The following is a 24463-nucleotide window of genomic DNA, read 5'->3' as shown; positions in this document are numbered from 1 at the left end:
CATAACCTTATTCGTGGTTGCCGGTTCCGGGCTCGCTATTTGCGCATGCGAGCGAAGCCAAAAAGCATGAGGCTGCGGCCGCCTTGTCGGCCACCGCAGCCTCATATTGTTTCAGGCGTTACTTCTTGCTGTAGCTGATGCGATAGATCGCACCGGCCCAGTCGTCGGCGACGAGGATCGAACCGTCCTTGTCGAGCACGATATCGGCGGGGCGGCCAAGATAGCCCTGGTCACCCTGGATCCAGCCGTCCGCGAAGATCTCCTGCTTGGCATTCTTGCCTTCGGGGCTCGCGGTGATGCGCACGATGCGGCCGCCCTGGTACTTATGCCGGTTCCAGGAGCCGTGCTCGGCGATCAGGATGCTGTTCTTGTACTCGGCCGGGAACTGGCTGCCGGTATAGAACTTCATGCCGAGCGGAGCCACGTGAGCGCCGAGATTGTATACCGGAGGAGTGAACTCCGAGCACTTGTGACCCATCGCGAACTTGGTGTCCGGCAAATTGCCCTGGTGGCAATAGGGATAGCCGAAATGCTCACCCATCTTGGTGATGATGTTGAGCTTGTCGCTCGGCAGATCATCGCTGATCCAGTCGCGCGCATTTTCGGTGAACCAGTACTTGCCGGTGCGCGGATCGACGTCGCCGCCGACGCTGTTGCGAACGCCGAGCGCATAAACCTCGGCATTGCCGGTCTTCGGATCGACGCGGCGGATCTGCGACACGCTGGTCGGCGGGATGCCGACGTTGAAGGGCGGGCCGAACGGAATGAAGAACCAGCCTTCCTTGTCGACGGCGATGTATTTCCAGCCATGCGCCGCATAGGACGGCATGTCGTCATACACCACCTTGCCCTCGCCGAGCTTGTCGAGATTGGCTTCGGCGTTCTCATACTTGATCAGCTTGTCGACGGCGATGACGTAGAGCGAGCCATCCTGGAAGGTGAGGCCGGTGGGCATGTTCAGCCCCTTGAGGACCGTCTTGACCTCTTTCTTGCCGTTGTTGTCCTTGATCGCGTAGACGTTGCCGAGACCGAACGAGCCGACGAACAGCGTACCCTTGTCGCCCCACGCCATCTGGCGCGCGGCGAGCACGTTCGAGGCATAGACCTCGATCTTGAAGCCCGCCGGCAGCTTGATCTTCTTCATCATGGTGGCGAGTTCGGCGTCGGAGGCGCCGGTCGGCGGGCCGGACGGCGGCGCAAGGCCCTTCTGCGCCTCGGTTTCGTCGCCGAGGAACCAGTCATCCGGCGGATGGGTCCAGAATTCCTTGGTGCCTGATTCGTATTTCTTCAGCGCACGGCTCTTGTCCGCCGCAGTTTGCGCACTGGCGAAGGTTGTCCCCGCCAATAGCGCGATCGTCGCAAGCGCAAGTATTGATCGATTGAAAGCCGATTTCATCGCGTGACTCCCCTAAGCAAGCCGTTGCAGCTTGCGTCTATTATTGATTTTGAACGCCCTGAGAGATGATTGTGGCGGTCTGCGAGGTAGGTCAGACGACAAAATGGTAGCACATCCAACGGCGCTGAGAAGCGCATGCGTTGTGGTGCGCTGCAGTCAAAACAAATTGAGACGAAATTTTTGTGCGCGCGATGTGCAAGAGAAAGAGGCAATCGCGCTGCAGCGCAATATTCGCACGAAGTAAACGGTTGCAGACTGGCGATGCATCGCGCGTGAGTTGGAGGCTGCAAGGAAAGCTGTAAGCAAACTTGTAAGGAAATTTGTCACATGCGCGTTTTTGTGACGGGAGGCACGGGCACAATCGGCTCCGCAGTGGTGCGGGAACTGATCGCCCGCAGCCATCGTGTGTTCGCGCTGGCGCGCTCGGACGAAGCGGCAGGCAGGCTCGCCGGTTGGGGGGCTATTCCGGTCGGTGGCGACATGACCGCGCCCGAGCAATGGACAGCAACGCTCCCCGATCTCGACGCCTTCGTTCACGCCGCCTGTGATTTCTCGCCTCAGATGGAGACGATCGAACGCCGTCTGCTCGACCTATTACTGCCCGCCCTCGCGAGCCAACCGCGTGACATTCGCTTCGTCTACACCGGTGGCTGCTGGCTGTTCGGCGCGACCGGCGAAGCCATCGCGACCGAAGAGACACCGTTTCGACCCCTGCCCGCCTTCGCCTGGATGATCGCCCATCTGCAGCGCGTCTTGGCCGCGCCCGAAATCCACGGCATCGTCATTCATCCCGCAATGGTTTACGAACCGGCGGGCGGCGTTTTCAGCCGCTTCGCGCGCGAGGCGAGCGAAGCTCGCGCGGTCCGCGTCGTTGCAAGTGAAGCCGTTCGCTGGCCGCTGGTGCATAGCGAGGACCTTGCCGTGCTCTATGCACTGGGGCTGGCGCATGCGCCGGCGGGATCAAGCTATATCGGCGCGGCGATCGAAGGCTGGCAGGTCGGACGCATCGCGCGCGCCTTCGCGAAGCGATCTGGCGGACCGCAAGAACCAGCGATCATCTCCCCCGACGCGATTGCGGCTGAACTCGGTGACTGGGCCAAGGGCTACGCACTCGATCAGCGCCTGAGCGGCGCCAAGGCGCGGCACGACCTCGGCTGGCGCCCAAAACATCTCGACCCCGAAGCGGAAATTGCTGCCCTCGCCTGAAAAACAAAAAGCCCGCGTCGAATGGCGGGCCTTCATCAAACTGTCAGCTCGGTCAGCGAGAAAATCTGGAGCGGGCGAAGGGGCTCGAACCCTCGACCCCGACCTTGGCAAGGTCGTGCTCTACCACTGAGCTACACCCGCATCCGAGATGGCGGCGATCGCTCGCCGACAACGGCAGACCTATGCCAAATGCTGTCTGTGAATGCAACACAAGAGCACGGTCCGTTGCAGTCGAAATAGCCTGAATTCCTTAAAAATTGTGCTCGAAACGGCCCGAAACCGGGCTGTCTGAAAATTTCTCCGCCTTGTCGCAGGGAAAAGGGCGCAAACCCACCCGATCCCGGGTGGAACCGGCTCTCCGGCAGACGATTGAATTTTGTCTTCTGACCGCCATTTAGCCTGACAGAACGGCTGAACCGGCCGCTCGGGGCGTGCTAGAACGCCCCAGGATTTTTTCGACCCTCATAAGACCAGGCGAGGACAATTTGACAATCATTGAGCAGGGCGGCCCCACGCCCCAGGCAGCGCCCGATCTGATCAAGGAAACGACGACCCAGACCTTCGTCAAGGACGTCATCGAGGAATCGCGCCATCAGCCGGTCATGATCGACTTCTGGGCGCCTTGGTGCGGTCCCTGCCGCCAGCTCACGCCGATGCTGGAAAAGGCGGTCCGCAACGCCAAGGGCCGGGTCAAGCTGGTCAAGATGAACATCGACGACCATCCGCAGATCCCCGGCCAGATGGGCATCCAGTCGATCCCGGCCGTGATCGCCTTCGTCAACGGCCAGCCCGCCGACGGCTTCATGGGCGCGGTGCCGGAAAGCCAGATCAACGCCTTCATCGAGAAGATCACCAAGGGCGTGCCCGCTTCCGGTGAGCCCGATCTCGCCGAGATCCTGACCGAGGCCGACGCCGTGCTCGCCGAAGGCGATGCCGCCGCCGCGGCGCAGATCTATGCCGAGGTGCTGGCGCATGACGCGACCAACATCCCGGCACTCGCCGGCCTCGCCAAATGCTACGTCACGACGGGCGGGGTCGAGCAGGCCAAGCAGACGCTGGCGATGGTTCCGGAAACCAAGCGCAACGACGCCGCGGTGAAGGCCGTGCAGGCCGCGCTCGATCTCGCCGAACAGGCGCAGTCGGTCGGTCCGGTCGCGGAGCTGGAACAGAAAGTCGCGGCAAACCCGCTCGATCATCAGGCGCGATTCGATCTCGCGACGGCGCTGAATGCGATGGGCAATCGCGTTGAGGCGACCGAGCAGCTGCTCGCCATCGTCAAGCGCGACCGCAAGTGGAACGACGACGGCGCGCGCAAGCAGCTGGTGCAGTTCTTCGAAGCGTGGGGCGGCACCGATGAGGCAACCGTCGAGGGACGCAAGCGGTTGTCGATCGTCCTGTTCTCCTGAAGCGCCAAGAGACTCGCTAAGAGACGCGCTGAAGCAGACGCGCTAAAGCGCAAAGAGACCTCGCCACCAACATCACCGGGACCGCAGATGCCGATCAATGCCGAATATCGCGGACCCGGCGAACTTCCCGAAGTGATCGCGGTGTTCCCGCTGCCCGGCGCGCTGCTGCTGCCGCGCGGCCAGATGCCGCTCAACATCTTCGAGCCGCGTTATCTGGCGATGGTCGACGACGCATTGCGCGACGGCCACCGCCTGATCGGGATGATCCAGCCCGATGCGACGCATTCGCGCAGTGAGGCAAAACCGGCACTGTTCAGTATCGGCTGCGTCGGCCGCATCACCCAGCTCGCCGAATCCGGCGACGGCCGCTACGTCCTCGAACTCACCGGCGTCGCGCGCTTCAAGGTGGTCGAGGAGCTGACCGTGCTGACGCCGTATCGCCAGTGCAAGGTCGACTTCTTCTCCTTCATCGGCGACTTCACCGCGCGCAAGGGCGAAGAGGCGGTCGACCGCGACGGGCTGCTCGAGGTGCTCCGCGACTTCCTCAAGGCCAACAATCTGAAGGTCGATTGGGAAGGCATCGAGGCCGCGCCCAACGAGGCGCTGGTCAACGCGCTCGCGATGATGTCGCCCTATGGTTCGGCCGAAAAGCAGGCGCTGCTCGAAGCGCCGGACCTGAAGACGCGCGCCGAAATCCTGATCGCGGTCACCGAGATGGATCTCGCCAGGAAACGCACCAGCGGCGATCCGCCGCTGCAATAGTGCATCGTCAGAGACCGGCGCCAGCCATCGCGCGGCGCCCGCTACGCCACTCCGCCGTTCGCGCCCGTCCCTTGATCAGCTGCGCGACCTTCGTGCCATTGACCGGCCGGCCAAAGTAAAAGCCTTGGGCTTCGACACAGGCCTCGGTGCGGAGGATATCGAGCTGCTCCACGGTCTCGACGCCTTCGGCGGTCGTGGTCTTGCCGAGGCTGACAGCGAAGCGGACCACCGCGCGCGCAATCCGGCGCGCCTCATCCGCCGGTCCGGCCAATTCGTGAACGAAGCTGCGGTCGATCTTGACCTTGTCGAACGGAAATCTCTGCAGGAAACTCAGCGACGAATATCCCGTGCCGAAGTCGTCGAGCGCGATCCGTACTCCGAGATCGTGCAGTTGACCCAGCGCCGTGAACACGGCGGTGCTGTCGTGCATGATGGCCGTCTCGGTGACTTCGAGCTCAAGCCGCTGCGGCGCTACCCCCGCACTTGCCAGCGCGTGGATGACGACTGGCACCAGCTCCGGGCTCTTGAACTGCGCGGGCGACAGGTTGATCGCGATCTTGAGATCGTCGGGCCATTTGGCGGCTTCCATGCAGGCGGTTCGCAGTATCCATTCCCCGAGCGGCACGATCAGGCCGGTCTCCTCGGCCAACGGGATGAATTTCGCCGGCGGCACCATGCCGCGCTGCGGATGATTCCAGCGCAACAGCGCCTCGAAGCCGCAGGTTTCGCCGCTCGCGACGTCGATGAACGGCTGATAGTGAAGTTCGAACTCGCCGTTCACGAGCGCACTGCGCATGTCCTGCTCGAGGTTGCGCCTTGCGTGCAGCAGCTGATCGAGCTCCGGCTCGAAGAAGCGGAATGAGCCGCGTCCGCCGCTCTTGGCCGCGTAGAGCGCGAGGTCCGCGCTGCGCAGGATCTCATCGGAATCGGCACCATCGCGCGGCGCGATCGCAATGCCGATGCTGGTGGCGGTGGTCACCTGATGGTGGCCGAGATCGACCGGCCCGCTGAGTGCCTTGTTGATCTTCTCGGCAAGCAGGCCCGCGTCGGCGACCGGATCGGTCACGTAGTCGAACACAGCGAACTCGTCGCCGCCGAGCCGCGCGATCAACGTCGTTTCGCTGACGCATCTGCGCAACCGGGCGGCGACCGCCTGCAACAGCGCGTCACCCGCCGGGTGCCCGAGCGTGTCGTTGACTTCCTTGAAGTGATCGAGATCGAGCATCAGCACCGCGAGCATTTGTCCGCCGCGGCACGTCACGGCAAGTGCGTGCTCCATGCGCTCCCGGAGCAGCACCCGGTTCGGCAGGTCGGTCAGCGCGTCGTGCTGCGCCATGTGGGTGATCTTGGCCTCGGAGCGCCGTTGCTCGGTGACGTCGAGATGCGTCGCCACCCAGCCACCGCCGGCCATCGGCTGCCGGGTGACGCAGATCAATCGGCCATCCGCGAGTTCGTCGATCCGGCGGCTGATTTCGTCTGAAGGCAGCGCGTTCAACGTCGCAAGCACCTGCGTCGCGGCATTGTCGCTGGTCTCGCCCTTGAGGATACCGGTCGCGATCCGATGCGTGATGATGTCGCGGTGCCGCGTCCCGGGCAGCAACAGCTCCGGCGGCAGCCGGTACATCTTGGCGTAGCGATCGTTGCAAACGACGAGCTCCTTGTCCGCATCGAACATGCAGAGGCCCTCGCCCATGTGGTTGATCGCCGTGTCGAGCCGGAGCTTCTGTTCCTGCAGCTCCGTCTGCGACGCTTCGACCTGCTGGCGCGCGAGCGAAAGCTGGCTGATGATTTCCTCAAAACGGTGAGTGCGCAGCGCAAGCCGGCGATCGGCCAGCACGCCGACCAGGCTCATCCCGAGCACCGACAGCGCCACGCCCGCGATCGCCATGGCGAGGAAGGTCGGAGAGAGCGACAGCGCCTCCGGCGTGAGCGTCGGGTCCGGGACGAATCCGACCGCGCCCATCGCCGTGAAGTGATGTGAAACGATCGCAAGCGTCAGCAGCAGTGCGGCGGCGGACGTTCGCAGGCGATCCTGGTAACGCACCGCGACCGCCAGCGCGGCATAGCCGAACGCCATGCCGAGCACGATGGAGGCCGACACCAGGTCGAGCGACCAGGTCACGTGGCCAGGCACTTCGAGCGCCCACATGCCGAGATAGTGCATGCTGGCGATCCCGGCGCCGATGATCGCGCCGCCGATCGGCGCCCGCCAATGGCTGGACTCGCTCGCGGCAAAGCCGAGGCCGACTGACGTCAGGACCATCGCCGCGGCGAGCGACAGCGCGGTCAGGGTAATGCCGTATCCGGTCGGAATCCCCGGCTCGTAGGCGAGCATAGCGATGAAATGCGTCGCCCAGATCCCGTAACCGATCGCAGCTCCTGCGATCGCAATCCAGATCAGCCGCGTCCGGCCATGCACCGCGATCGCACGGTGGAAAATGTTGACGGCGACAATGCTCGCAACGAAGCAAACCAGGCCGGCGAGCAAAACCAGCCGCCAGTCATGCTCGCCGGTGAGGCACGTAAAAACACGGTACATCGCGTCGGTCCATGATTGTTCACCAGGACGAATAATCCGCTTGAACTTTCTTCTCGATAAGATCTCACAACTTTCGGTGGCATGGTTATCCGCGCGTAAGCCGAATCCGCATCGAAATTGATGGCTCCATAACTTCCGGCGCGTTCACAGCCGACCGATCAGCTGCTGAGCGGAATGAGCACCGTTTCACCGGTTGCGACCAGCGAGGTCTCGCCCTGTTCGTTTTCCGCGAAGAGCTCCGCGCGGGCGAACACCTGCCTGCGTCCCGCGCGCACCGTCGTGCCCTTGGCGATGAAGCTGCGGCCGACGGCCGGCCTCAGGCAATTCATTGAGAAGTGCGAGGCCGTGACGTTGCCGACGACGGTGGCTGCCGCAAAGCCGCACGCGGTGTCGAGCAGGGCAGCGATCATGCCCGCATGCAGGTGTCCGGCGTATTGGGTGAGATCGTCACGCCAAATCATGCGCAGCTCCACCTCGCCATCGCCCGCCGCGACGACCTCGAAGCCGGCCATGCGATTGAAGGCGGCCGAACCATTGGTCGCGACGAGACGCTGCAGATCAAATCCCGGATTGGCGGTCATGCAAAACTCCCCCGCGACGTGCGCTAATAGCCGGCGACCGCGAGCGCCACGACGGCACTCATCCCGATCCAGCCGAAATGACGACCACGCGTCGCGATCGCGTTGGCGAGCGCGGCACAGCCGAACACGACGGCGAGCGTGACGATGATCCAGTGCCGTGCAACATCGTCAGCCATCGCGGGCGCTGCGATCAACAGCACGCCGCCGCCGATCCAGGCGATGGTGCCGGCTTGCCATACGAGACGTAGCAACAGTCGCAGCCGCGGCGGCTCGACGGTGGCACGGGCAAAGACCTTGGTCTCGCCGAGCACGCCGTGGATCAGGCTGATGACAACAGCGATGACACCGGCACCCTGCAGCAGAAGATCACGCATCGGAACGGCTCCATACAGTGCTGTATGGTTATGACCCCTGACGCTGGCGGCTGTCAATACACTTGTGTATGGTGGAACGAAGCAACATCGGGAAACCATGGCGGATCAACTCTCGGCGCAGGATTGGCTCGACCAGGGCCTCAAGACCCTGGCGAAGAGCGGCTTCACGGCATTGAAGGCGGAGCCGCTGGCCAAGGCGATGGGGGTGTCGCGCGGCAGCTTCTACTGGCACTTCGCCGATATCGGCGCATTCCACGCCGCGATCCTCAAGCGCTGGCGCGACGTCGCCGCCGAACAGATCATCGCCGGCATCGAGGCCGCCAAGGGCGAAGACCCGGTGGCCGTGTTGCTGCGCCTGACCTTCGGCAGCAGGCTTGCGCTGGAGAAAGCCGTGCGCAGCTGGGCTGCACACGATCCCGCGCCCCGCGCCGCCGTCCAGGCAATCGACCGCCGCCGGCTGGATTATGTCGAAAGCCTGCTGAAAAGGGCCGGCCTGCCGGACGCTGTCGCGCGCGACCGCACCCAAATCGTCTATTGGACGTTTCTCGGCTTCGCATTGTCCGACCAAATGCTGCCGCAGGACAGGCAGCAGGCCGTGGTCGCCGAACTGCTGCGGATGGTAACACAGCCGCCGTCATGACACCCCGCGTTGGGATGTGCTACACGACCGCCAGCCGGAGACCGCAATGAATTCCACGCCCGACCATCTCGAAAGCACCGCCGACCCGAAGCTCCTGGAGATCCTGGTGTGCCCGATCACCAAGGGGCCACTGGAATTCGACGCGACGAAGCAGGAGCTGATCTCGCGTTCGGCCAAGCTCGCCTATCCGATCCGCGACGGCATCCCGATCATGCTGCCGGAAGAGGCGCGAAAGATCGATTGACGCGGGCAATCGTCACATTGCTGCTGCTGCTGCTGCTCGTCTCGCTGGCGGGCGCGGCGGCTGACGAGAGCAAGATCCGGGTCGGACCCATCGATGCGGTGCTGACCGTTCCATCCGACGTTGCAAGGCCGCCGGTGGCGCTGTTGATCGCCGGCTCCGGTTCGACCGACCGTGACGGCAACGGGCCGCAGCTCAAGCCGGCGACGCTGAAGAAACTCTCCGAGCAACTGGTCGCACGAGGCATCGCGACGCTGCGTTACGACAAGCGCGGCGCCGGCGGCTGGAAGAAAGAGTTCGGCCGACCCGAGGATTTTCGCTTCAAGGATTTCGTCGGCGACGCCGCAGCGCTGATCGATGATCTGCGCGGCAGCGGCAAATTCTCAAGAGTAGCTGTTATCGGGCACAGCGAGGGCGGCCTGGTCGCGATCCTCGCCGTGCAACGCGTGCCCGTCGACCGGCTGGTGCTGCTGGCGACTGCGGCGCGCAAGCAGGGCGCCCTCCTGAAGGCGCAACTCGAAAAGCAGCTGCCGCCGGACAAATTCGCGCCGATCGCCAAGGCCATCGATGACATTATGGCCGGGCAAGTCGTCGATCCGCCACCGGCGGGGTTTGCGATCGCGCCTGCGATGCAGCCCGGCATCGCATCCGCCTTTACCGAGGATCCGATCGATCCCATGAAGAAGATCACGAGTCCGACACTGATCATCGCAGGCGGCCGCGACCATCAACTGGCGCGGCTCGACTTCCTCGCGCTCGCCTCCGCAGACTTCGCCGCCAAATCATTGTGGCTGCCTGATATGAACCACGTGCTGGTCGACGTGTCAGACGAGGCGGATGATGTGGCGAGCTACAATCAGCCCGAGCGGCCGCTCGATCCCGACATGATCGAGGCGGTGGTGAGTTTTATCTCAGCTCCGTAGCCCGGATGAATTACAGCGCCTCGCCCTTCAACAGCCGCGGCACTTCGCCCGACAATCCCGCCGCCTGACGGATGAACAGGCTCTTCAATGGCGGCGTGCGGTCGACGAGACCCAAGCCAATGTCGCGCACGGTGCGCAGCAGCGTCGATTCGTTGGAGAACAGAAAGTTCAACGAGTTGGTCGCAACCCCCATCGCCACCGTGTCGAAGCGCCGCCAGCGCTGGTAGCGCTCGAGCACGTCGGCCTGTCCGAGATCCATGCCGAGCCGCGCCGCGTCGACCACGACTTCGGCAAGCGCCGCGACGTCCTTCAGACCCATATTGAGCCCCTGCCCCGCGATCGGATGGATCACATGCGCGGCGTCGCCGATCAGCGCCAGCCGCTCGGCGATAAAGGAGCGCGCGACGAAATAGCCGAGCGGAAACGCGCGCGGTCTGTCGAGCGCCTTGATCTCGCCGAGATGCAAACCAAAACGTTGCTCGAGCTCGGCGTGGAATTCGTCGTCGCTCAATGCGGTGATGCGCGCGGCGTCCTTGCGCGTTTCGGTCCAGACCAGCGAGGAGCGGTTGCCGGTCAGCGGCAGGATCGCGAACGGGCCCGCGGGCAGGAAATGCTCTTCGGCACGGCCGTGATGCTCGCGCTCATGCCCTACGGTAACGACGATGCCGGATTGATCGTAGTCCCAGCCATGGGTGGCGATGCCGGCGCGCTCGCGCAGTTTTGAGCGGGCGCCGTCCGCGGCCACCAGCAGGCTTGCATCGATCACGGTGCCGTCGGCCAGCGTCACGCTGACGCCGTCGGCACGGGACTCGAACGTCGACACCGCGATGGCACGCAGCTCGACACCTTCGGCTTCAGCGCGCGCGGCCAGCACATCGATCAGATAGCGGTTCTCGACCATATGCGCGAAGGGCTCGCCGGGCTGGACGTCGCCGGCAAAGGTCAGGAACACCGGACGGGTCGCGTTTTCCAGCCTGGAATCGGTGACCACCATGTCCGATATCGGCTGCGCGGTCGGCGCGACCTGGCCCCAGACGCCGAGCGTCTCGAACAGCCGCCGGCAGGCCGCCACAATTGCGGTCGCGCGCGGATCGCGGCTCGGCCGCTGGCTGAGCGCCGGATCGGCCACGATCACGGGAACGTCGGGCCCGAGCCCCTGGCGCAGCGCCAGCGCCAGCGCTAGCCCCGCGAAAGCGCCCCCGCAGATGACAATGCTTCGCTGTACCGGCATGCCCTTCCTTTACGCGCTTGGCGCACTCAGACTGTGCTTGCTACCTGATAATAGCTGGGCGAAACAGGGGGCAGAAACAAGGGCGGCTAATCAGCCCAATTCGTCATTCCGGGGCGTGCGAAGCGCGAACTAGGATGCGCAATTGCGCATCTGAGAATCCATCAAGCCGCATATTCCGTGGATGAATGGATTCCGGGTTCGATGCTGACGCATCGCCCCGAAATGACGGGACCACGACCTGAAAGCCATCCATGTCCAAAAGCCTGATCGACCTGCTGTCCATCCTCGATCTCGAGCAGCTCGAGGTGAATTTGTTCCGCGGCAACAGCCCGAAGACGGGGTGGCAGCGCGTGTTCGGCGGCCAGGTGATCGGGCAGGCGATGGTGGCGGCATGCCGCACCGTCGAGGGCCGGCTGCCGCATTCGCTGCATTGCTATTTCATCCTGCCCGGCGATCCGCAGATCCCGATCATCTACCAGGTCGAGCGGCTGCGCGACGGCAAGAGCTATTCGACCCGCCGGGTCACCGCGATCCAGCACGGCAACGCGATCTTCTCCATCATGGTCTCGTTCCATGCCGAGGAAGAGAGCAACTTCAATCATCAGGAGACGATGCCCGACGTGCCGCCGCCGGAGAAATTGACCGCGGAGGAAGTCGCCAAGCAGCCGATGTTCAAGGAGATGCCCGACTTCATCCGCCGCTACTACGAATCCGACCGGCCGATCGAGCTGCGTCCGGTCGAGCTCGGCCGCTATTTCGGCCAGAAGATCGACGACGGCCGCATCCATGTCTGGATCCGCACCGCGGCAAAATTGCCCGACGATCCGGCGCTGCACATGTGCGCGCTGGCCTATGCGTCGGACTTCTCGCTGCTCGATGCCGTGATGGCGCGCTACGGCCGCACGCTGTTCGACAAGCGCATGATGCCGGCGAGCCTCGACCATGCGATGTGGTTTCACCGCCCGTTCCGCGCCGACGATTGGCTGCTCTACGCGCAGGATTCGCCGAGCGCGCAAGGCGGCCGCGGCCTGACCCGCGGTCTCATTTTCAAGCCCGACGGCACGCTGGTGGCATCGGTGGCGCAGGAAGGCTCGGTGCGCGAACGGCGGTAGCGCCTATACGTCTTGCTACGAACCGCGCTCGACGAGAACCGTCTGCGACGCGATCCACTGCATCAGCCAGCGGTACACCCACGGAATCGGGATGATGAAGGAGAAGCCGATGATGGCCACGATCCCGCGCCAAAGAAATTCCAGTCCGGTGCCGTTGAAGATCACTTCGTGGCGCGTACCCTCGATATTCCGGCAGAACCACCGGGTCCAGGCCGCGTAAACCCAGGCTGGCCCGATGATCGTGATGGCGGAAACGATCGTCAGAACGAACCACCCGAGATAGGCCCAGAACGAACCAGAGAAGCTCAGCCCCAGGGGCTGCCCGTTTGATGCCAGGCTCCCGACGAACCATTTGAAGAAGAGCCAATAGAGCGCGACCTCAACCAGCAGCACCAGAATGTTGAGTGACTGATACCCGCTCATGGACGCGGCGATCACAACCACGACGCCGCCGAAAAACCAGGGAACGATCGTCATCGCCGTGCCCTCGAAGCTGAGGTTCGGGCGTCCCGGCACGTGGATATGCGGGATAAGCCATTTGAGGTACCAGACGATCATCCACGGAGCCGGGATGATGAAGCAGCTCGCGATTGAGCACACTAGGCTACGCCAGGTGAAATCCCAGATTCCGAAATCAACTGACAGAGGCCCGCCGCTATAGCTTCCTGATGCCACCACCTGCGGCGGACCGCCGGCCTGCGGAAACGCCGGCGGCGCTCCGGCGCCGGGGACGAGACCGGGAATTTCCGCGGCCTTCTGCCAGCCGGACATGCCCTCGGTCCACACCAGCGTATCGGCCCGCACCGTCCCCCGGGCGATCAGGTCGCGGAGCTGGGCTTCCGGCAAGGGGCCTTTCTGCTGGCCTTCGGATGCATAAAACCAGTTTCGGTTGGACATTTTGTTTCCTCGGAGCGTGCGCAGCCTAGGCGAAACGAGCCAGCGGGACCGCTGGCCGGGCGGGAAAACCGCATTCTCGCCGACGGTTCTCATCCCGTACAGTGAGGGAGCTCACCTGCAGCCCACGTTTTCCCCTTCAACCTGCAACTTTTTTGTGCCAATTGCCCAGAAAGATGCCAGAGTTAGCAGGCGCAAAAAGCGCCCTGGGAATGGCAAGTCGCCGCTCCGAGGGGGCCGGTGCGGAAACCTTGAGACAATAAAGGCCTGACCATGAAACTCGTCGTCGCGATCATCAAACCATTCAAGTTGGATGAGGTGCGCCAGGCGCTGACCGCGATCGGCGTCCACGGCATGACGGTGACCGAGGTGAAGGGCTATGGCCGCCAGAAGGGCCACACCGAGATCTATCGCGGCGCCGAATATGTCGTGAACTTCCTGCCCAAGCTCCGCATCGAGATCGCGGTCGATAGCGACCTCGCCGAGAAGGCGGTCAGCGTCATCACCCAGAGCGCGCGCACCGGCCAGATCGGCGACGGCAAGATCTTCGTGACGCCGATCGATCACGCCTTGCGCATCCGCACCGGCGAGACCGACCGCGACGCGCTCTAGAACCTTCCAATCTGACATCGCGGCCGGCAGCGACGCTGGTGCGCGCCACAAAACCACGACACGCCGGGGAATGATGATGGGGGCACGGGCTCTTCGCGCAGCGCTATCGGCTGCGCCGATCAATGCTGCAATTTTGCTTGCGCTGGGCACGCCGGCTTTCGCCCAAGGCGCGAGCGTCAATCCGAGCGTCAATTCAACCATCAACCCTGCCGACACCGCCTGGATGATCATCGCCACCGCATTGGTGTTGATGATGACGATCCCGGGGCTCGCGCTGTTCTACTCCGGCATGGTGCGCAAGAAGAACGTGCTGGCGACGATGGCGCAGAGCCTCGCTGCGGTTGCGATCGTCTCGATCCTCTGGGTCACCTTCGGCTATTCGCTGAGCTTCGTCGGCGACGGTCCGTGGCTCGGCACGCTCGACCGCTGGTTCCTCGCAGGGCTCACGATGGACAGCGTCAATCCGGCGGCGAAGACCATCCCCGAAGCGCTGTTCATGCTGTATCAGATGACGTTCGCGATCATCACGGTGGCGCTTGTGGCAGGCTCGGTGGCCGACCGGATGCGGTTTTCCGCCTATCTGTTGTTCTCGATCGGCTGGTTCGTCTTCGCCTACGTGCCGCTGGCGCATTGGGTATGGGGCGGCGGCTTCCTCGCCGCGATGGGCGTGCTGGATTTCGCCGGCGGCCTCGTTGTGCATCTCTCCGCCGGCGTCAGCGGCCTGGTCGCTGCGAAAGTGATGGGCCGCCGCCACGGCTATGGCAGCGATAATTTGTCGCCCTTCGATCTGTCGCTCGCGGTGGTCGGCACCGGCCTGCTCTGGGTCGGCTGGTTCGGCTTCAACGGCGGATCGGCGCTGGCGGCCAATTCGCACGCGGTGATGGCGATCATCGCCACCCATCTTGCGGCCTGCGCAGGTGCGCTGACCTGGGGCGCGCTCGAATGGGCGAAGCGGCGCAAGCCGTCGGTGCTCGGCATGATCTCAGGCGCGGTCGCAGGCCTCGGCACCATCACGCCGGCGTCCGGCTTCGTTGCGCCCTGGCACGGTATCGTCATCGGGATCATTGCCGGGCTCGTCTGCTACTGGGCCTGCACCTGGCTGAAGCATCGCTTCAATTACGACGACTCGCTCGACGTGTTCGGGGTGCACGGCATCGGCGGCATGACCGGCACGTTGCTGGTGGGCATCTTCGCCACGTCGGCGATCGGCGGCACTGCCGGTCTCCTGGAGGGCCGTCCGCAGCAGCTCCTGATCCAGCTCTATGGCGTGGCCGTCACCTTCGTGTGGTGCGGCGGCGTCACCTATGTGCTGCTCAAACTGGTCAGCGTATTCGTGCCGCTGCGCGTCTCGCTGCAGCAGGAGCTGGAAGGCCTCGACATTTCCCAGCACGGCGAAGCGCTGCAGTAAGGACTTGGCAGTAAGGACTTGCGCGTCACATAAGTATATGCTTATGTGTTCCGATGATCGAAACCGATATCTTCAAGGCGCTGGCTGACCCCACCCGCCGACAGGTTTTTGAAAAGCTCGCTGGTGGAAGCCTGAACGCCAGCGCCTTGCGCGACGGAATCGAGATCAGCCAACCGGCGATGTCGCAGCATCTCGCGGTGCTGCGCGCGGCCGGCCTCGTGCGCGAACAGCGGCAGGGCCGCTTTGTGAACTACGAGGTCGACCCGGACGGTATCGCCAGCATCGGGACATGGCTTGCACGCTACCGCGCTTACTGGCCGAAGCGGATGGATGCGCTCCACGACCTCCTGAAGGACATGGATCAATGAGCGATACAGTTGAGCCTGATCACGCCGACGCCGCGCTGGTGCTCGAATATGATCTCGATGCGCCGCCCGAAAAAGTCTGGCGCGCCGTCACCATTCCCGCGCTTCGCCAACGCTGGCTTCCCGACTCCGATCTCGCAGGAGCCGAACCTGAATCGTCGGTCACGGGCGAAGAGGTGCGCTACCGGCTCCGCGAGTCCGAACCGCCGTTTCGCGAAAGCCGCGTCATCTTCCGGATCGAACCGAACGAGGACGGCGGCACAAGGTTTCGGATCATTCAGGAAGTCTGTGACAGCAGGCGAAACCGGCCGCAGGCCGCCAACAGCAACGGCCGCTGCCTGATGCGCGCGGCCTAACAACCGAATTCATCACACGCTGAAATGGAGGTCGCCGATGCGCGACATGATGCAGCTCGTCCCGATGGTCGTTGAACAATCAGCCCGCGGCGAACGTTCCTTCGACATCTATTCCAGGCTCTTGCGCGAGCGCATCATCTTCCTGAACGGCGAGGTCAATGACGCCATGTCCGGATTAGTCTGCGCGCAGCTGCTGTTCCTCGAGGCCGACAATCCGAACAAGCCGATCAATCTCTACATCAACTCCTATGGCGGCGTGATCACCAGCGGACTTGCGATGTACGACACCATGCAGTTCATCAAGGCACCGGTCCATACGCTGTGCATGGGCACCGCGCGCTCGATGGGGTCGTTCCTGCTGATGGCCGGCGAGCCCGGTCACCGCGCCGCCTTGCCCAACGCCAGCCTTCACGTGCATCAGCCGCTCGGCGGCTTCCAGGGCCAGGCTTCCGACATCCTGATCCACGCCACCGAGATCCAGGAGACCAAGCGGCGTATCACCCGGCTCTATGCGCAGCATTGCGGGCGCCCCCAAGACGAGGTGGAGCGGACGCTGGACCGCGATCACTTCATGACCGCGCAGCAGGCCCGTGAGTGGGGATTGATCGACAAGGTTCTCGCGCAACGCGATGCTGCCTGATGGTCATCATCTTCATGCCGCAGCGCCGCGATAGTTTTCACCTTACCTAATTACCGTAAACCTGCCACTGCTCTGGGCAAGATTATGTCCGGAGTCTGTCGCGCTTACGTTTTAATCAGACGTGACCAGATTTTAGGCGCGACGGAATAGCGCATTCCCGAGCGCCTCCCGCAAAGCGGGAAAAGGTCCGGATTCATAACCCGTTAGGGAGCGCCGCCAATCTGGCACGGCATTTGATTCTAACGGTTCTGGCTGTGCCCGCGTAATGGAAGCTCTCCGCGTGGTGAACCTCAGTCGCAAAATCTCCCGGTGTTCGTTCGCACCGGGCCCAAGCGGGGATAGGACTCATGAAAATTGTTATGGCGATCATTAAGCCATTCAAGCTCGAAGAGGTCCGTGACGCCCTGACCGCCATTGGCGTTCACGGTCTCACGGTGACGGAAGTCAAAGGTTACGGCCGTCAGAAGGGCCACACGGAAATCTATCGCGGCGCCGAATATGCCGTGAGCTTCCTGCCGAAGATCAAGATCGAGGTCGCAGTCGCCTCCGACCAGGTCGACAAGACCATCGATGCCATCACCGCAGCCGCCAAGACCGGACAGATCGGTGACGGCAAGATCTTCGTCATCAGCCTCGAGCATGCGGTCCGTATCCGCACTGGCGAGGCGGATGCCGCGGCCCTCTGATTTCGCGCTCAAACCTTAAGACCTCAGGAGTTAAACAACATGACGTTCAAGCGTCCCTATAGCGCGGGACTGGCGGCCCTCGCGGTTGGCCTCTTCGCCACCACCGCCGCCTACGCCGAGCCAACCGTCAACAAGGGCGACAACGCCTGGATGCTGACCTCGACAGTGCTGGTGCTGTTGATGACCATCCCGGGCCTTGCGCTGTTCTATGGCGGTCTCGTCCGTTCCAAGAACATGCTCTCGGTGCTGGCGCAGGTGTTCTACACCGTCTGCATCGTCACCGTTCTCTGGGCTCTCTACGGCTACAGCCTCGCCTTCACCGGCGGTTCCGACTTCATCGGCGGCTTCTCCAAGGCCTTCCTGATGGGCGTCACCCCCGATTCGAAGGCAGCGACCTTTAGCGTCGACGCCAACATCTCGGAGCTGGTCTATGTCTGCTTCCAGATGACCTTCGCGGCGATCACGCCCGCCCTCATCGTCGGCGCCTTTGCCGAGCGCATGAAGTTCTCGGCGGTCGCGCTGTTCATCCCGCTCTGGGTCACCCTGATTTACTTCCCGATCGCGCACATGGTCTGGTACTGGGCCGGTCCGGACGCGATCCAGGATGCCGCCAAGGCGCTCGCTGCCGCGGCTGACGGTGCCGCAAAGACCGCGGCGCAGGCCAAGCTCGATGAAGTCAACGCCGACGCCGGCTGGGTCTTCAAGAAGGGCGCGATCGACTTCGCGGGCGGCACGGTGGTGCACATCAACGCCGGCATCGCCGGTCTCGTCGGCGCGCTCCTGATCGGCAAGCGCACCGGCTACGGCAAGGACCTGATGGCTCCGCACTCGCTGACCATGACCATGATCGGCGCCTCGCTGCTCTGGGTCGGCTGGTTCGGCTTCAACGCCGGGTCCAACCTCGAAGCCAATGGCGGCGCTGCGCTCGCTATGACCAACTCCTTCGTGGCCACGGCCGCGGCGGCGTTGTCCTGGATGTTCGCGGAATGGATCATCAAGGGCCATCCCTCGCTGCTCGGCGCTCTGTCCGGCGCGGTCGCGGGTCTCGTCGCGGTGACGCCGGCGGCCGGTTACGCCGGTCCGATGGGCGCCATCGTGCTCGGCCTCGTGGTCGGCGTGGTCTGCCTGTTCTTCTGCACCGTCGTGAAGAACGCGCTCGGCTATGACGACTCGCTCGATGTGTTCGGCGTCCACTGCGTCGGCGGCATCGTCGGCGCGCTCGGCACCGGCATCCTGGTCAACCCGGCGCTCGGTGGCGCTGGCATCATCGACTACACCGCGATCCCGCCGAAGGTCGCCGACTACGACTTCGCGGCGCAAATGATCTCGCAGTGCTGGGGCGTCTGCACCACGCTGGTGGTGTCGGGCATCGGCTCGGCGATCCTCTACAAGGTCGTCGACGTGATCGTCGGCCTGCGCGCCAACGTCGAGACCGAGCGTGAAGGCCTCGACATCACCGAACACACGGAGCGCGCTTACAACATGTGAGTTCTCCCGGGACTTGGCGCCCTCGGGCGCCAGGTCCAGAACTACGGTTCGGGCACATACCCGGCAATGCCAGAACCGTTGAGGGGCTCCAGCGCAAGTTGGAGCCCCTTTCTTTTTGTCGTGTCTTGAGAAAGAATTGCTACGATTGCCCGCCTCTGTGGAACAACGGGGCTGCGCGAACAAGAACGGCAACAAAACCGGGAGGACGTCATGAAGGTCGAAGGCGGATGCTATTGCGGCAAGGTGCGCTATGAGGCCGAGGGCGAGCCGATGATGGCGGCGCAGTGCCACTGCCGCGAATGCCAGTACATCACCGGCGGCGGGCCGAACATGTTCATGGCTATGCCGGTCACCGGCTTCAAATACACCGCAAGCGAACCCAAGCAGTTCACCCGCAAGGACCTCGCGCGTCCCGTGACGCGCGAATTCTGCCCCGAATGCGGCACCCATCTGGCGACCAAGGTGCCCGGCCTGCCCGCAGCGATCCTGAAGGTCGGCACCTTCGACAACCCGGCGCTCTACAGCCCGCAGGCCGCGATCTTCACCTGCGACAAGCAGGCGTTCCATCAGATCCCCGCGGATATGCCGGCTTTCGAGAAGATGCCGGCGCACTAACCGCGCGAGAACTTGGCATCAGGCGGCGTCGCGCGCACTTCATCGGCCGGCGCGCGCCGCCTTGCCATGAAGCAAGGAGAGCTCGTTATCCCACCAACTTCCGGGATCGCCATCGTCGGACACTGCGGCGGGCAGCCACATCCAGGCCCATCGAAATCACCCATATCGCCCCGCGCCGCCGATGGTTAATCGCGTCTTAACCTCGCCCTATCTATGGTGATTTGATCGGTTTACGGTCGGGCCTTCCCATCCGCGATCGCAGTGAAAGTGTTGGCGCTTCAAACATGGCTATGACTGCCTCATCCGGCGTGGCGCAAGGCGCCGGCAATGTCGCATCCGCCGGCCAGGCGGAGCGTTCGCCGTTCCTGCGCACGACCGAGCTTCTGGCACCCTATCAGCCGGCTAAGCCGTTGATTACGCTGTCATTGGGCGAGCCGCAGCACCCCGTACCCGATTTCGTCGGGCCAGTGCTGGCAAGATATACCGCCGAATTCGGCCGCTACCCGATCGCCAAGGGCATCGAGCCGTTCCGCCGCACGGTGGCGGCCTGGCTGTCGCGCCGGTTCGATCTTCCCCGCCCGGTCGATCCCGAGAGCGAAATCATGGTGCTGAACGGCAGCCGCGAGGGGCTGTTCTTCGCCGCGATCACGGCCGCGCGCTACGTCTCGCCGCGCAAGGGCGCACCCGCGATCCTGATGCCGAATCCGTTTTACCCGGCCTACGGCGCCGGCGCTCGCGCCGCCGGCTGCGAGCAAATTTATTTGCCGACCACACTCGCCAACGGCTTCCTGCCCGACCTCGATTCGATCGACGAAGCCACGCTGGCGCGCACCGTCGCGTTCTTCATCGCCTCGCCCGCGAATCCGCAAGGCTCGGTCGCCTCGCGCGACTATCTCATCCGCCTGAAGGGGCTCGCCGATCGCTACGGCTTCATCATCCTCTCCGACGAGTGCTATTCGGAGATCTACACCAAGGAAGCGCCCGGCAGCATTCTGGAATGCGCCGGCCCCGACTTCAGCAATGTGGTCGCGTTCCAGTCGCTGTCGAAGCGCTCGAACCTGCCGGGCATGCGCGTCGGCTTCACCGCCGGCGACAAGAAGTTTCTGGCCGCGTTCCACGAATTGCGCAATGTCGCCGCACCACAGGTGCCGGTGCCGCTGCAGCATGTCGCCGTCGCAGCCTACAGCGACGAGGCGCATGTCGAGGAGAACCGCAGGCTCTACCGCATCAAGTTCGATTTCGCCGACCAGATCCTCGGCAACCGCTACGGCTACAAGCGGCCCGCCGGCGGCTTCTGCGTCTGGCTCGACGTCTCCGACCGCGGCGGCGACGAGGCGGCGGCGGTACGTCTGTATCGCGACGCTGGCGTCCGGGTGATTCCGGGCAGCTATCTGGCGCGCCAGCAGAACGACGGTTCCAATCCGGGCGCGGGCTATATCCGCCTTGCGCTCGTCTCCGACAGCGAATCTACAGCCGAAGCTTTGCATCGGCTGGTCGAAACCCTGGGTTAATCGCCAAGCGCGAAGATTGAGCATGCCTGCGATCGAACGTGTCATTCCCCTGGTCGGCCATCTGCCGCTCTCGATTCGCGAGGCGCTCGGACGGCGGCTGCGCGAACTCACCGGGCTCGGCCTGATCGCGCTGTCAGGCGTCCTCGCGGCGGCGCTGATGACCTGGTCGGTGCAGGATCCGTCGCTCAGCCACGCCACCTCGCGCGCGATCCGCAATGTGCTCGGCTATCCCGGCGCGATCGGCGCCGACCTGTTGATGCAGATCCTCGGGCTCGGCGCGATCATGCTGATCCTGCCCGTTGCGGTATGGGGCTGGCGGATGCTGACGCACCGCGCCTTCGACCGCGAGGCGCTGCGGCTCGGCTGCTGGATTCTCTGCACGGTGATCGCGGCGGGCTTGGCCAGCTGCTGGCCGCACAACACCACATGGCCGCTGCCGACCGGGCTCGGCGGCGTGGTCGGCGACGCGCTGGTGCGCGCGCCGGCGGTCGTCCTTGGCCCGCCCGGCTTCATCTATCGCCTCGTGCTCGGCCTCATCCTGTTTACCGCGATGGCGGCCTGCTTCCTGTTTGCCTGCGGCTGGGGCGCCAAGGAGAGCGATCCGGAGCTGACGCCGATATCCGACGATGACGAGCCGTTCGTCGAGGAGGAAGAGAACGATCGCAGCTCGGTCTCGTTGGGCTGGCTGTTCCACGCGCTGATGAGCACCAAGGCGCGGCTCGGCTGGCTGTTTGGAACGGCCTATAAATCGCTGGTCTCGAGCGCGCCACAGAGCCGAACGGCTGCCTTCGAACGCCAGGAGCCCAATATCGGCGGCAATGGCCGCGCCGCGCCGCCGATCGCGCCCACCGCCGAGGACGACGACGAACCTGAGCATTTCAGCGCCGACGAGGACGACGAAGAGGAAGCTCCCGTCGCCCGCGCCCCGCGCAAGAAGCCCGAGCCGCGCGTCAAGAAAAAATCCTCCGACAAGTTCGAGCTGCCGTCGGTCTCGGTGCTCAGCGCGCCGAAGGCGAGCGACCGCCAGCCGCTCAGCAAGGCCGAGCTGGAAGCCAATTCGCGCGCGCTCGAAGGCGTGCTGCAGGATTTCGGCGTGCGCGGCGAGATCGTCAAGGCCAATCCCGGCCCGGTCGTCACGCTGTACGAGCTCGAGCCCGCGCCGGGCATCAAATCGTCGCGCGTCATCGGCCTGTCCGACGACATCGCGCGCTCGATGAGCGCGCTGTCGGCCCGCGTCGCTGTCGTTTCCGGGCGCAACGCGATCGGCATCGAGCTGCCGAACGCGCATCGTGAGAAGGTCTATCTGCGCGAGCTGCTGGTCGCGAAAGAGACCACCGAGTCGGTTGCAAAACTGCCGCTCTGTCTCGGCAAGACGATCGGCGGCGACCCCGTCATCATCGACCTCGCGCGCACGCCGCATATGCTGATCGCCGGCACCACCGGTTCCGGCAAATCGGTCGCGATCAACACCATGATCCTCAGCTTGGTCTACCGGCTTCGCCCGGACCAGTGCCGCCTGATCATGGTCGATCCGAAGATGCTCGAGCTTTCCGTCTATGACGGCATCCCACATCTGCTGACGCCCGTCGTCACCGATCCGAAGAAGGCGGTAGTCGCGCTGAAATGGGCGGTGCGCGAGATGGAAGAACGCTACAAGCGAATGTCCAAGCTCGGCGTCCGCAACATCGACGGCTACAACCAGCGTCTCCTCGAAGCCAAGGGCAAGGGCGAAGAGCTGACGCGCACGGTGCACACCGGCTTCGACAAGGAAACCGGCAAGGCGATCTACGAGGAAGAGAAGCTCGACCTCGAACCGCTGCCCTACATTGTCATCATCGTCGACGAGATGGCCGACCTGATGATGGTCGCGGGCAAGGACATCGAAGGCGCGGTGCAGCGCCTCGCGCAGATGGCGCGCGCCGCCGGCCTGCACGTCATCCTCGCCACCCAGCGTCCGTCGGTCGACGTCATCACAGGCACGATCAAGGCAAACTTCCCGACCCGCATCGCCTTCCAGGTGACGTCGAAGATCGACAGCCGCACCATCCTCGGCGAGATGGGCGCCGAGCAGCTGCTCGGCCAGGGCGACATGCTCTACATGGCGGGCGGCGGCCGCATCAGCCGCGTGCACGGCCCGTTCGCGTCCGATGAAGAAGTCGAGAAGGTGGTGCGTCATTTGAAGACGCAGGGACAGCCGGAGTATCTGGAGGCCGTCACCGCGGAAGAGCCGACCGACGAGGAGGGCGGCGCCGTGTTCGATTCCACCGGCATGGGTGCGGACGGCGGCGGCGGCGATCTGTTCACGCAGGCGGTTGCGATCGTCAAGCGCGACCGCAAAGCGTCAACCTCCTACATTCAGCGCCGGCTGCAAATCGGCTATAACCGCGCCGCCTCGCTGATGGAGCGGATGGAACTCGAAGGCATCGTCGGCCCGGCGAATCACGCCGGCAAACGCGAAATCCTGGTCGAGGAGGAAGAAGGCCAGTTCTGATCGGGAATCTTCACGGAAAAGCCATATCCGCTTCGGATGAGGCGCGATAAGATCGAGCGAAGCGGGACGAGCGTCGAACAGAGACCTAAATATCTGATGGAAAAGCACTTCACTCACCGCTGCACGCGCTACGCGCTGGCTCTCCTCGTCTCCGCCGCGATCGCCGGCGGCGCATCTTCCGCCGCCACGGCGCAGAACGTGCCGACACCGAAACCCGCACCCAAATCTGCACCGAAGCCCAAAGACAGCGGCGCGCAGACTGCCGCGCAGGACAAGGGTCCGGCGACCACTGGCGCCACCCAGACGCCGCCGGATCCGGTCATTCCCGATCCGCGCCGCAACGTGCCCGCCAACATCTTCGCGAGCTTCGACGCCAACCAGAAAGCGCAGGCCGCCAAGGTCAGCACCTATCTGTCATCGTTGCAGACGCTGGTCGGAAACTTCGTCCAGGTCGGACCCGACGGCAGCAAGACCAAGGGCGATTTCTTCATCCAGAAGCCCGGCAAGGTGCGCTTCGAATATGATGATCCGTCTCCGATCGAGATCATCGCCGACGGCTCGTCGGTTGCGGTACGCGACCGCAGGCTCGCCACGCAGGACATCTATCCGCTGTCGCAGACGCCGCTGCGCTATCTGCTGTCCGATCGCATCGACCTGCTGAAGGACACCAATGTCGTCAGCGTCACCGCCGATGACGTGTTCGTCAGCGTCACCATCGAGGAGAAGCAGGCGCTGGTCGGCACCAGCAGACTGATGCTGATGATCGGCACCAAGGACGGCAAGCTCAAGCAGTGGACCGTCACCGACCCGCAGGGCTACGACACCACGGTCGCCGTTTACAATCTGGATGTGACGCAGAAGCCCGACCCGTCGATGTTCAAGATCGACTTCACGAAATACCCGGGCGCGTCGCCGGGCTAGCGATTCCTTGCGACGCTGTGGACAATCGGAATACCGCGTCCCGAACCGTGCTAAGACGCAGCCCT

The 24463-nt window shown here is 63.9% G+C and carries 24 protein-coding genes and 1 tRNA gene; 18 read left to right on the top strand and 7 right to left on the bottom strand.

All coding sequences use genetic code 11. From position 1 onward, the window contains the following. Nucleotides 1-118 precede the first annotated feature (118 nt). Nucleotides 119-1396 carry a PQQ-dependent sugar dehydrogenase gene (locus tag UP10_RS06185; RefSeq protein ID WP_044586457.1) on the bottom strand — a complete coding sequence of 426 codons (1278 nt, stop codon included), beginning with the start codon at nt 1394-1396 and terminating at the stop codon, nt 119-121. Nucleotides 1397-1723: 327 nt separating this feature from the next. On the opposite strand from UP10_RS06185, the gene UP10_RS06180 reads away from it, so the two are divergent. Next, nucleotides 1724-2602 carry an NAD-dependent epimerase/dehydratase family protein gene (locus UP10_RS06180; protein WP_044586456.1) on the top strand — a complete coding sequence of 293 codons (879 nt, stop codon included), beginning with the start codon at nt 1724-1726 and terminating at the stop codon, nt 2600-2602. 66 nt (nt 2603-2668) lie between these two features. On the opposite strand, the gene UP10_RS06175 is transcribed toward UP10_RS06180, so the two are convergent. Then, nucleotides 2669-2743 (bottom strand) — tRNA-Gly (locus UP10_RS06175). Nucleotides 2744-3087: 344 nt separating this feature from the next. Between UP10_RS06175 and trxA the strand changes: the two genes are divergently transcribed. Together trxA and UP10_RS06165 are read left to right on the top strand one after the other, a co-directional pair. Beyond that, nucleotides 3088-4008, top strand: a complete 921-nt coding sequence (gene trxA / locus UP10_RS06170) for a thioredoxin (protein WP_044586455.1) — start codon at nt 3088-3090, stop codon at nt 4006-4008. Nucleotides 4009-4095: 87 nt separating this feature from the next. Continuing rightward, nucleotides 4096-4770, top strand: coding sequence for an LON peptidase substrate-binding domain-containing protein (locus tag UP10_RS06165; RefSeq protein ID WP_044586454.1), 675 nt, complete (start codon nt 4096-4098; stop codon nt 4768-4770). 7 nt (nt 4771-4777) lie between these two features. On the opposite strand, the gene UP10_RS06160 is transcribed toward UP10_RS06165, so the two are convergent. From UP10_RS06160 to UP10_RS06150, 3 genes are all read right to left on the bottom strand, one after another. Beyond that, the gene (locus UP10_RS06160) at nt 4778-7309 is read right to left on the bottom strand and encodes a bifunctional diguanylate cyclase/phosphodiesterase (RefSeq protein WP_044586453.1); all 2532 of its coding nucleotides are present in this window, start codon (nt 7307-7309) and stop codon (nt 4778-4780) included. A 158-nt stretch (nt 7310-7467) separates the two neighbouring features. Then, nucleotides 7468-7890, bottom strand: coding sequence for a PaaI family thioesterase (locus UP10_RS06155; protein WP_044586452.1), 423 nt, complete (start codon nt 7888-7890; stop codon nt 7468-7470). A gap of 23 nt (nt 7891-7913) precedes the next feature. Beyond that, complete coding sequence (locus UP10_RS06150; RefSeq protein ID WP_044586451.1) at nt 7914-8264, bottom strand: hypothetical protein; 351 nt, start codon at nt 8262-8264, stop codon at nt 7914-7916. A gap of 97 nt (nt 8265-8361) precedes the next feature. Between UP10_RS06150 and UP10_RS06145 the strand changes: the two genes are divergently transcribed. From UP10_RS06145 to UP10_RS06135, 3 genes are read left to right on the top strand one after another with little or no spacing between them, the layout of a single operon-like run. Beyond that, nucleotides 8362-8904 (top strand): TetR/AcrR family transcriptional regulator, encoded by a 543-nt coding sequence (locus UP10_RS06145; protein ID WP_044586450.1) that lies wholly within the window; start codon nt 8362-8364, stop codon nt 8902-8904. A gap of 46 nt (nt 8905-8950) precedes the next feature. Then, nucleotides 8951-9148: a Trm112 family protein gene (locus UP10_RS06140; protein ID WP_044586449.1), complete on the top strand. Its 198-nt coding sequence runs from the start codon at nt 8951-8953 to the stop codon at nt 9146-9148. Continuing rightward, nucleotides 9145-10068, top strand: a complete 924-nt coding sequence (locus UP10_RS06135; RefSeq protein ID WP_044586448.1) for an alpha/beta hydrolase — start codon at nt 9145-9147, stop codon at nt 10066-10068. Before UP10_RS06140 ends, UP10_RS06135 begins: the two co-directional genes overlap by 4 nt. Nucleotides 10069-10078: 10 nt before the next feature. Here UP10_RS06135 and UP10_RS06130 read toward each other — a convergent pair whose 3' ends face one another. After that, nucleotides 10079-11299 carry a ubiquinone biosynthesis hydroxylase gene (locus UP10_RS06130; protein WP_044586447.1) on the bottom strand — a complete coding sequence of 407 codons (1221 nt, stop codon included), beginning with the start codon at nt 11297-11299 and terminating at the stop codon, nt 10079-10081. Nucleotides 11300-11550: 251 nt separating this feature from the next. Here UP10_RS06130 and tesB point away from each other — a divergent pair, with 251 nt between their 5' ends. Then, nucleotides 11551-12411: an acyl-CoA thioesterase II gene (gene tesB / locus UP10_RS06125; RefSeq protein WP_044586446.1), complete on the top strand. Its 861-nt coding sequence runs from the start codon at nt 11551-11553 to the stop codon at nt 12409-12411. 15 nt (nt 12412-12426) lie between these two features. On the opposite strand, the gene UP10_RS06120 is transcribed toward tesB, so the two are convergent. Beyond that, entirely contained in the window at nt 12427-13308 is an 882-nt protein-coding gene (locus tag UP10_RS06120; protein WP_044586445.1) for a DUF4339 domain-containing protein, read from the bottom strand. Between the two features lie 270 nt (nt 13309-13578). On the opposite strand from UP10_RS06120, the gene UP10_RS06115 reads away from it, so the two are divergent. The 11 genes from UP10_RS06115 to UP10_RS06065 all read left to right on the top strand — a co-directional run bounded on the left by UP10_RS06115 (nt 13579) and on the right by UP10_RS06065 (nt 24398). After that, nucleotides 13579-13917, top strand: a complete 339-nt coding sequence (locus UP10_RS06115; RefSeq protein WP_044586444.1) for a P-II family nitrogen regulator — start codon at nt 13579-13581, stop codon at nt 13915-13917. A gap of 73 nt (nt 13918-13990) precedes the next feature. Further along, nucleotides 13991-15325, top strand: coding sequence for an ammonium transporter (locus UP10_RS06110; RefSeq protein ID WP_502692169.1), 1335 nt, complete (start codon nt 13991-13993; stop codon nt 15323-15325). A 53-nt stretch (nt 15326-15378) separates the two neighbouring features. Next, nucleotides 15379-15693 (top strand): ArsR/SmtB family transcription factor, encoded by a 315-nt coding sequence (locus tag UP10_RS06105; protein WP_044586443.1) that lies wholly within the window; start codon nt 15379-15381, stop codon nt 15691-15693. Beyond that, nucleotides 15690-16046: an SRPBCC family protein gene (locus tag UP10_RS06100; RefSeq protein WP_044586442.1), complete on the top strand. Its 357-nt coding sequence runs from the start codon at nt 15690-15692 to the stop codon at nt 16044-16046. Before UP10_RS06105 ends, UP10_RS06100 begins: the two co-directional genes overlap by 4 nt. A gap of 37 nt (nt 16047-16083) precedes the next feature. Beyond that, complete coding sequence (locus UP10_RS06095; RefSeq protein WP_044586441.1) at nt 16084-16686, top strand: ATP-dependent Clp protease proteolytic subunit; 603 nt, start codon at nt 16084-16086, stop codon at nt 16684-16686. 347 nt (nt 16687-17033) lie between these two features. Beyond that, nucleotides 17034-17372, top strand: coding sequence for a P-II family nitrogen regulator (locus UP10_RS06090; protein ID WP_044539269.1), 339 nt, complete (start codon nt 17034-17036; stop codon nt 17370-17372). A gap of 39 nt (nt 17373-17411) precedes the next feature. Continuing rightward, nucleotides 17412-18860: an ammonium transporter gene (locus tag UP10_RS06085; protein ID WP_044586440.1), complete on the top strand. Its 1449-nt coding sequence runs from the start codon at nt 17412-17414 to the stop codon at nt 18858-18860. A gap of 210 nt (nt 18861-19070) precedes the next feature. Then, the gene (locus tag UP10_RS06080) at nt 19071-19475 is read left to right on the top strand and encodes a GFA family protein (RefSeq protein WP_044539271.1); all 405 of its coding nucleotides are present in this window, start codon (nt 19071-19073) and stop codon (nt 19473-19475) included. 284 nt (nt 19476-19759) lie between these two features. Continuing rightward, entirely contained in the window at nt 19760-20986 is a 1227-nt protein-coding gene (locus UP10_RS06075) for an aminotransferase class I/II-fold pyridoxal phosphate-dependent enzyme (protein ID WP_044586439.1), read from the top strand. A 16-nt stretch (nt 20987-21002) separates the two neighbouring features. Next, on the top strand, nt 21003-23477 hold the full coding sequence (locus UP10_RS06070; RefSeq protein ID WP_044539273.1) for a DNA translocase FtsK: 2475 nt from the start codon (nt 21003-21005) through the stop codon (nt 23475-23477). Between the two features lie 96 nt (nt 23478-23573). Continuing rightward, nucleotides 23574-24398 (top strand): outer membrane lipoprotein carrier protein LolA, encoded by an 825-nt coding sequence (locus tag UP10_RS06065; protein ID WP_044586517.1) that lies wholly within the window; start codon nt 23574-23576, stop codon nt 24396-24398. Nucleotides 24399-24463: the final 65 nt, after the last annotated feature.

Source organism: Bradyrhizobium sp. LTSPM299 (assembly GCF_000938235.1).
In the GTDB taxonomy this organism is placed as follows: Bacteria; Pseudomonadota; Alphaproteobacteria; order Rhizobiales; family Xanthobacteraceae; genus Bradyrhizobium.
This window is presented reverse-complemented; position numbering and strand designations above follow the sequence as displayed.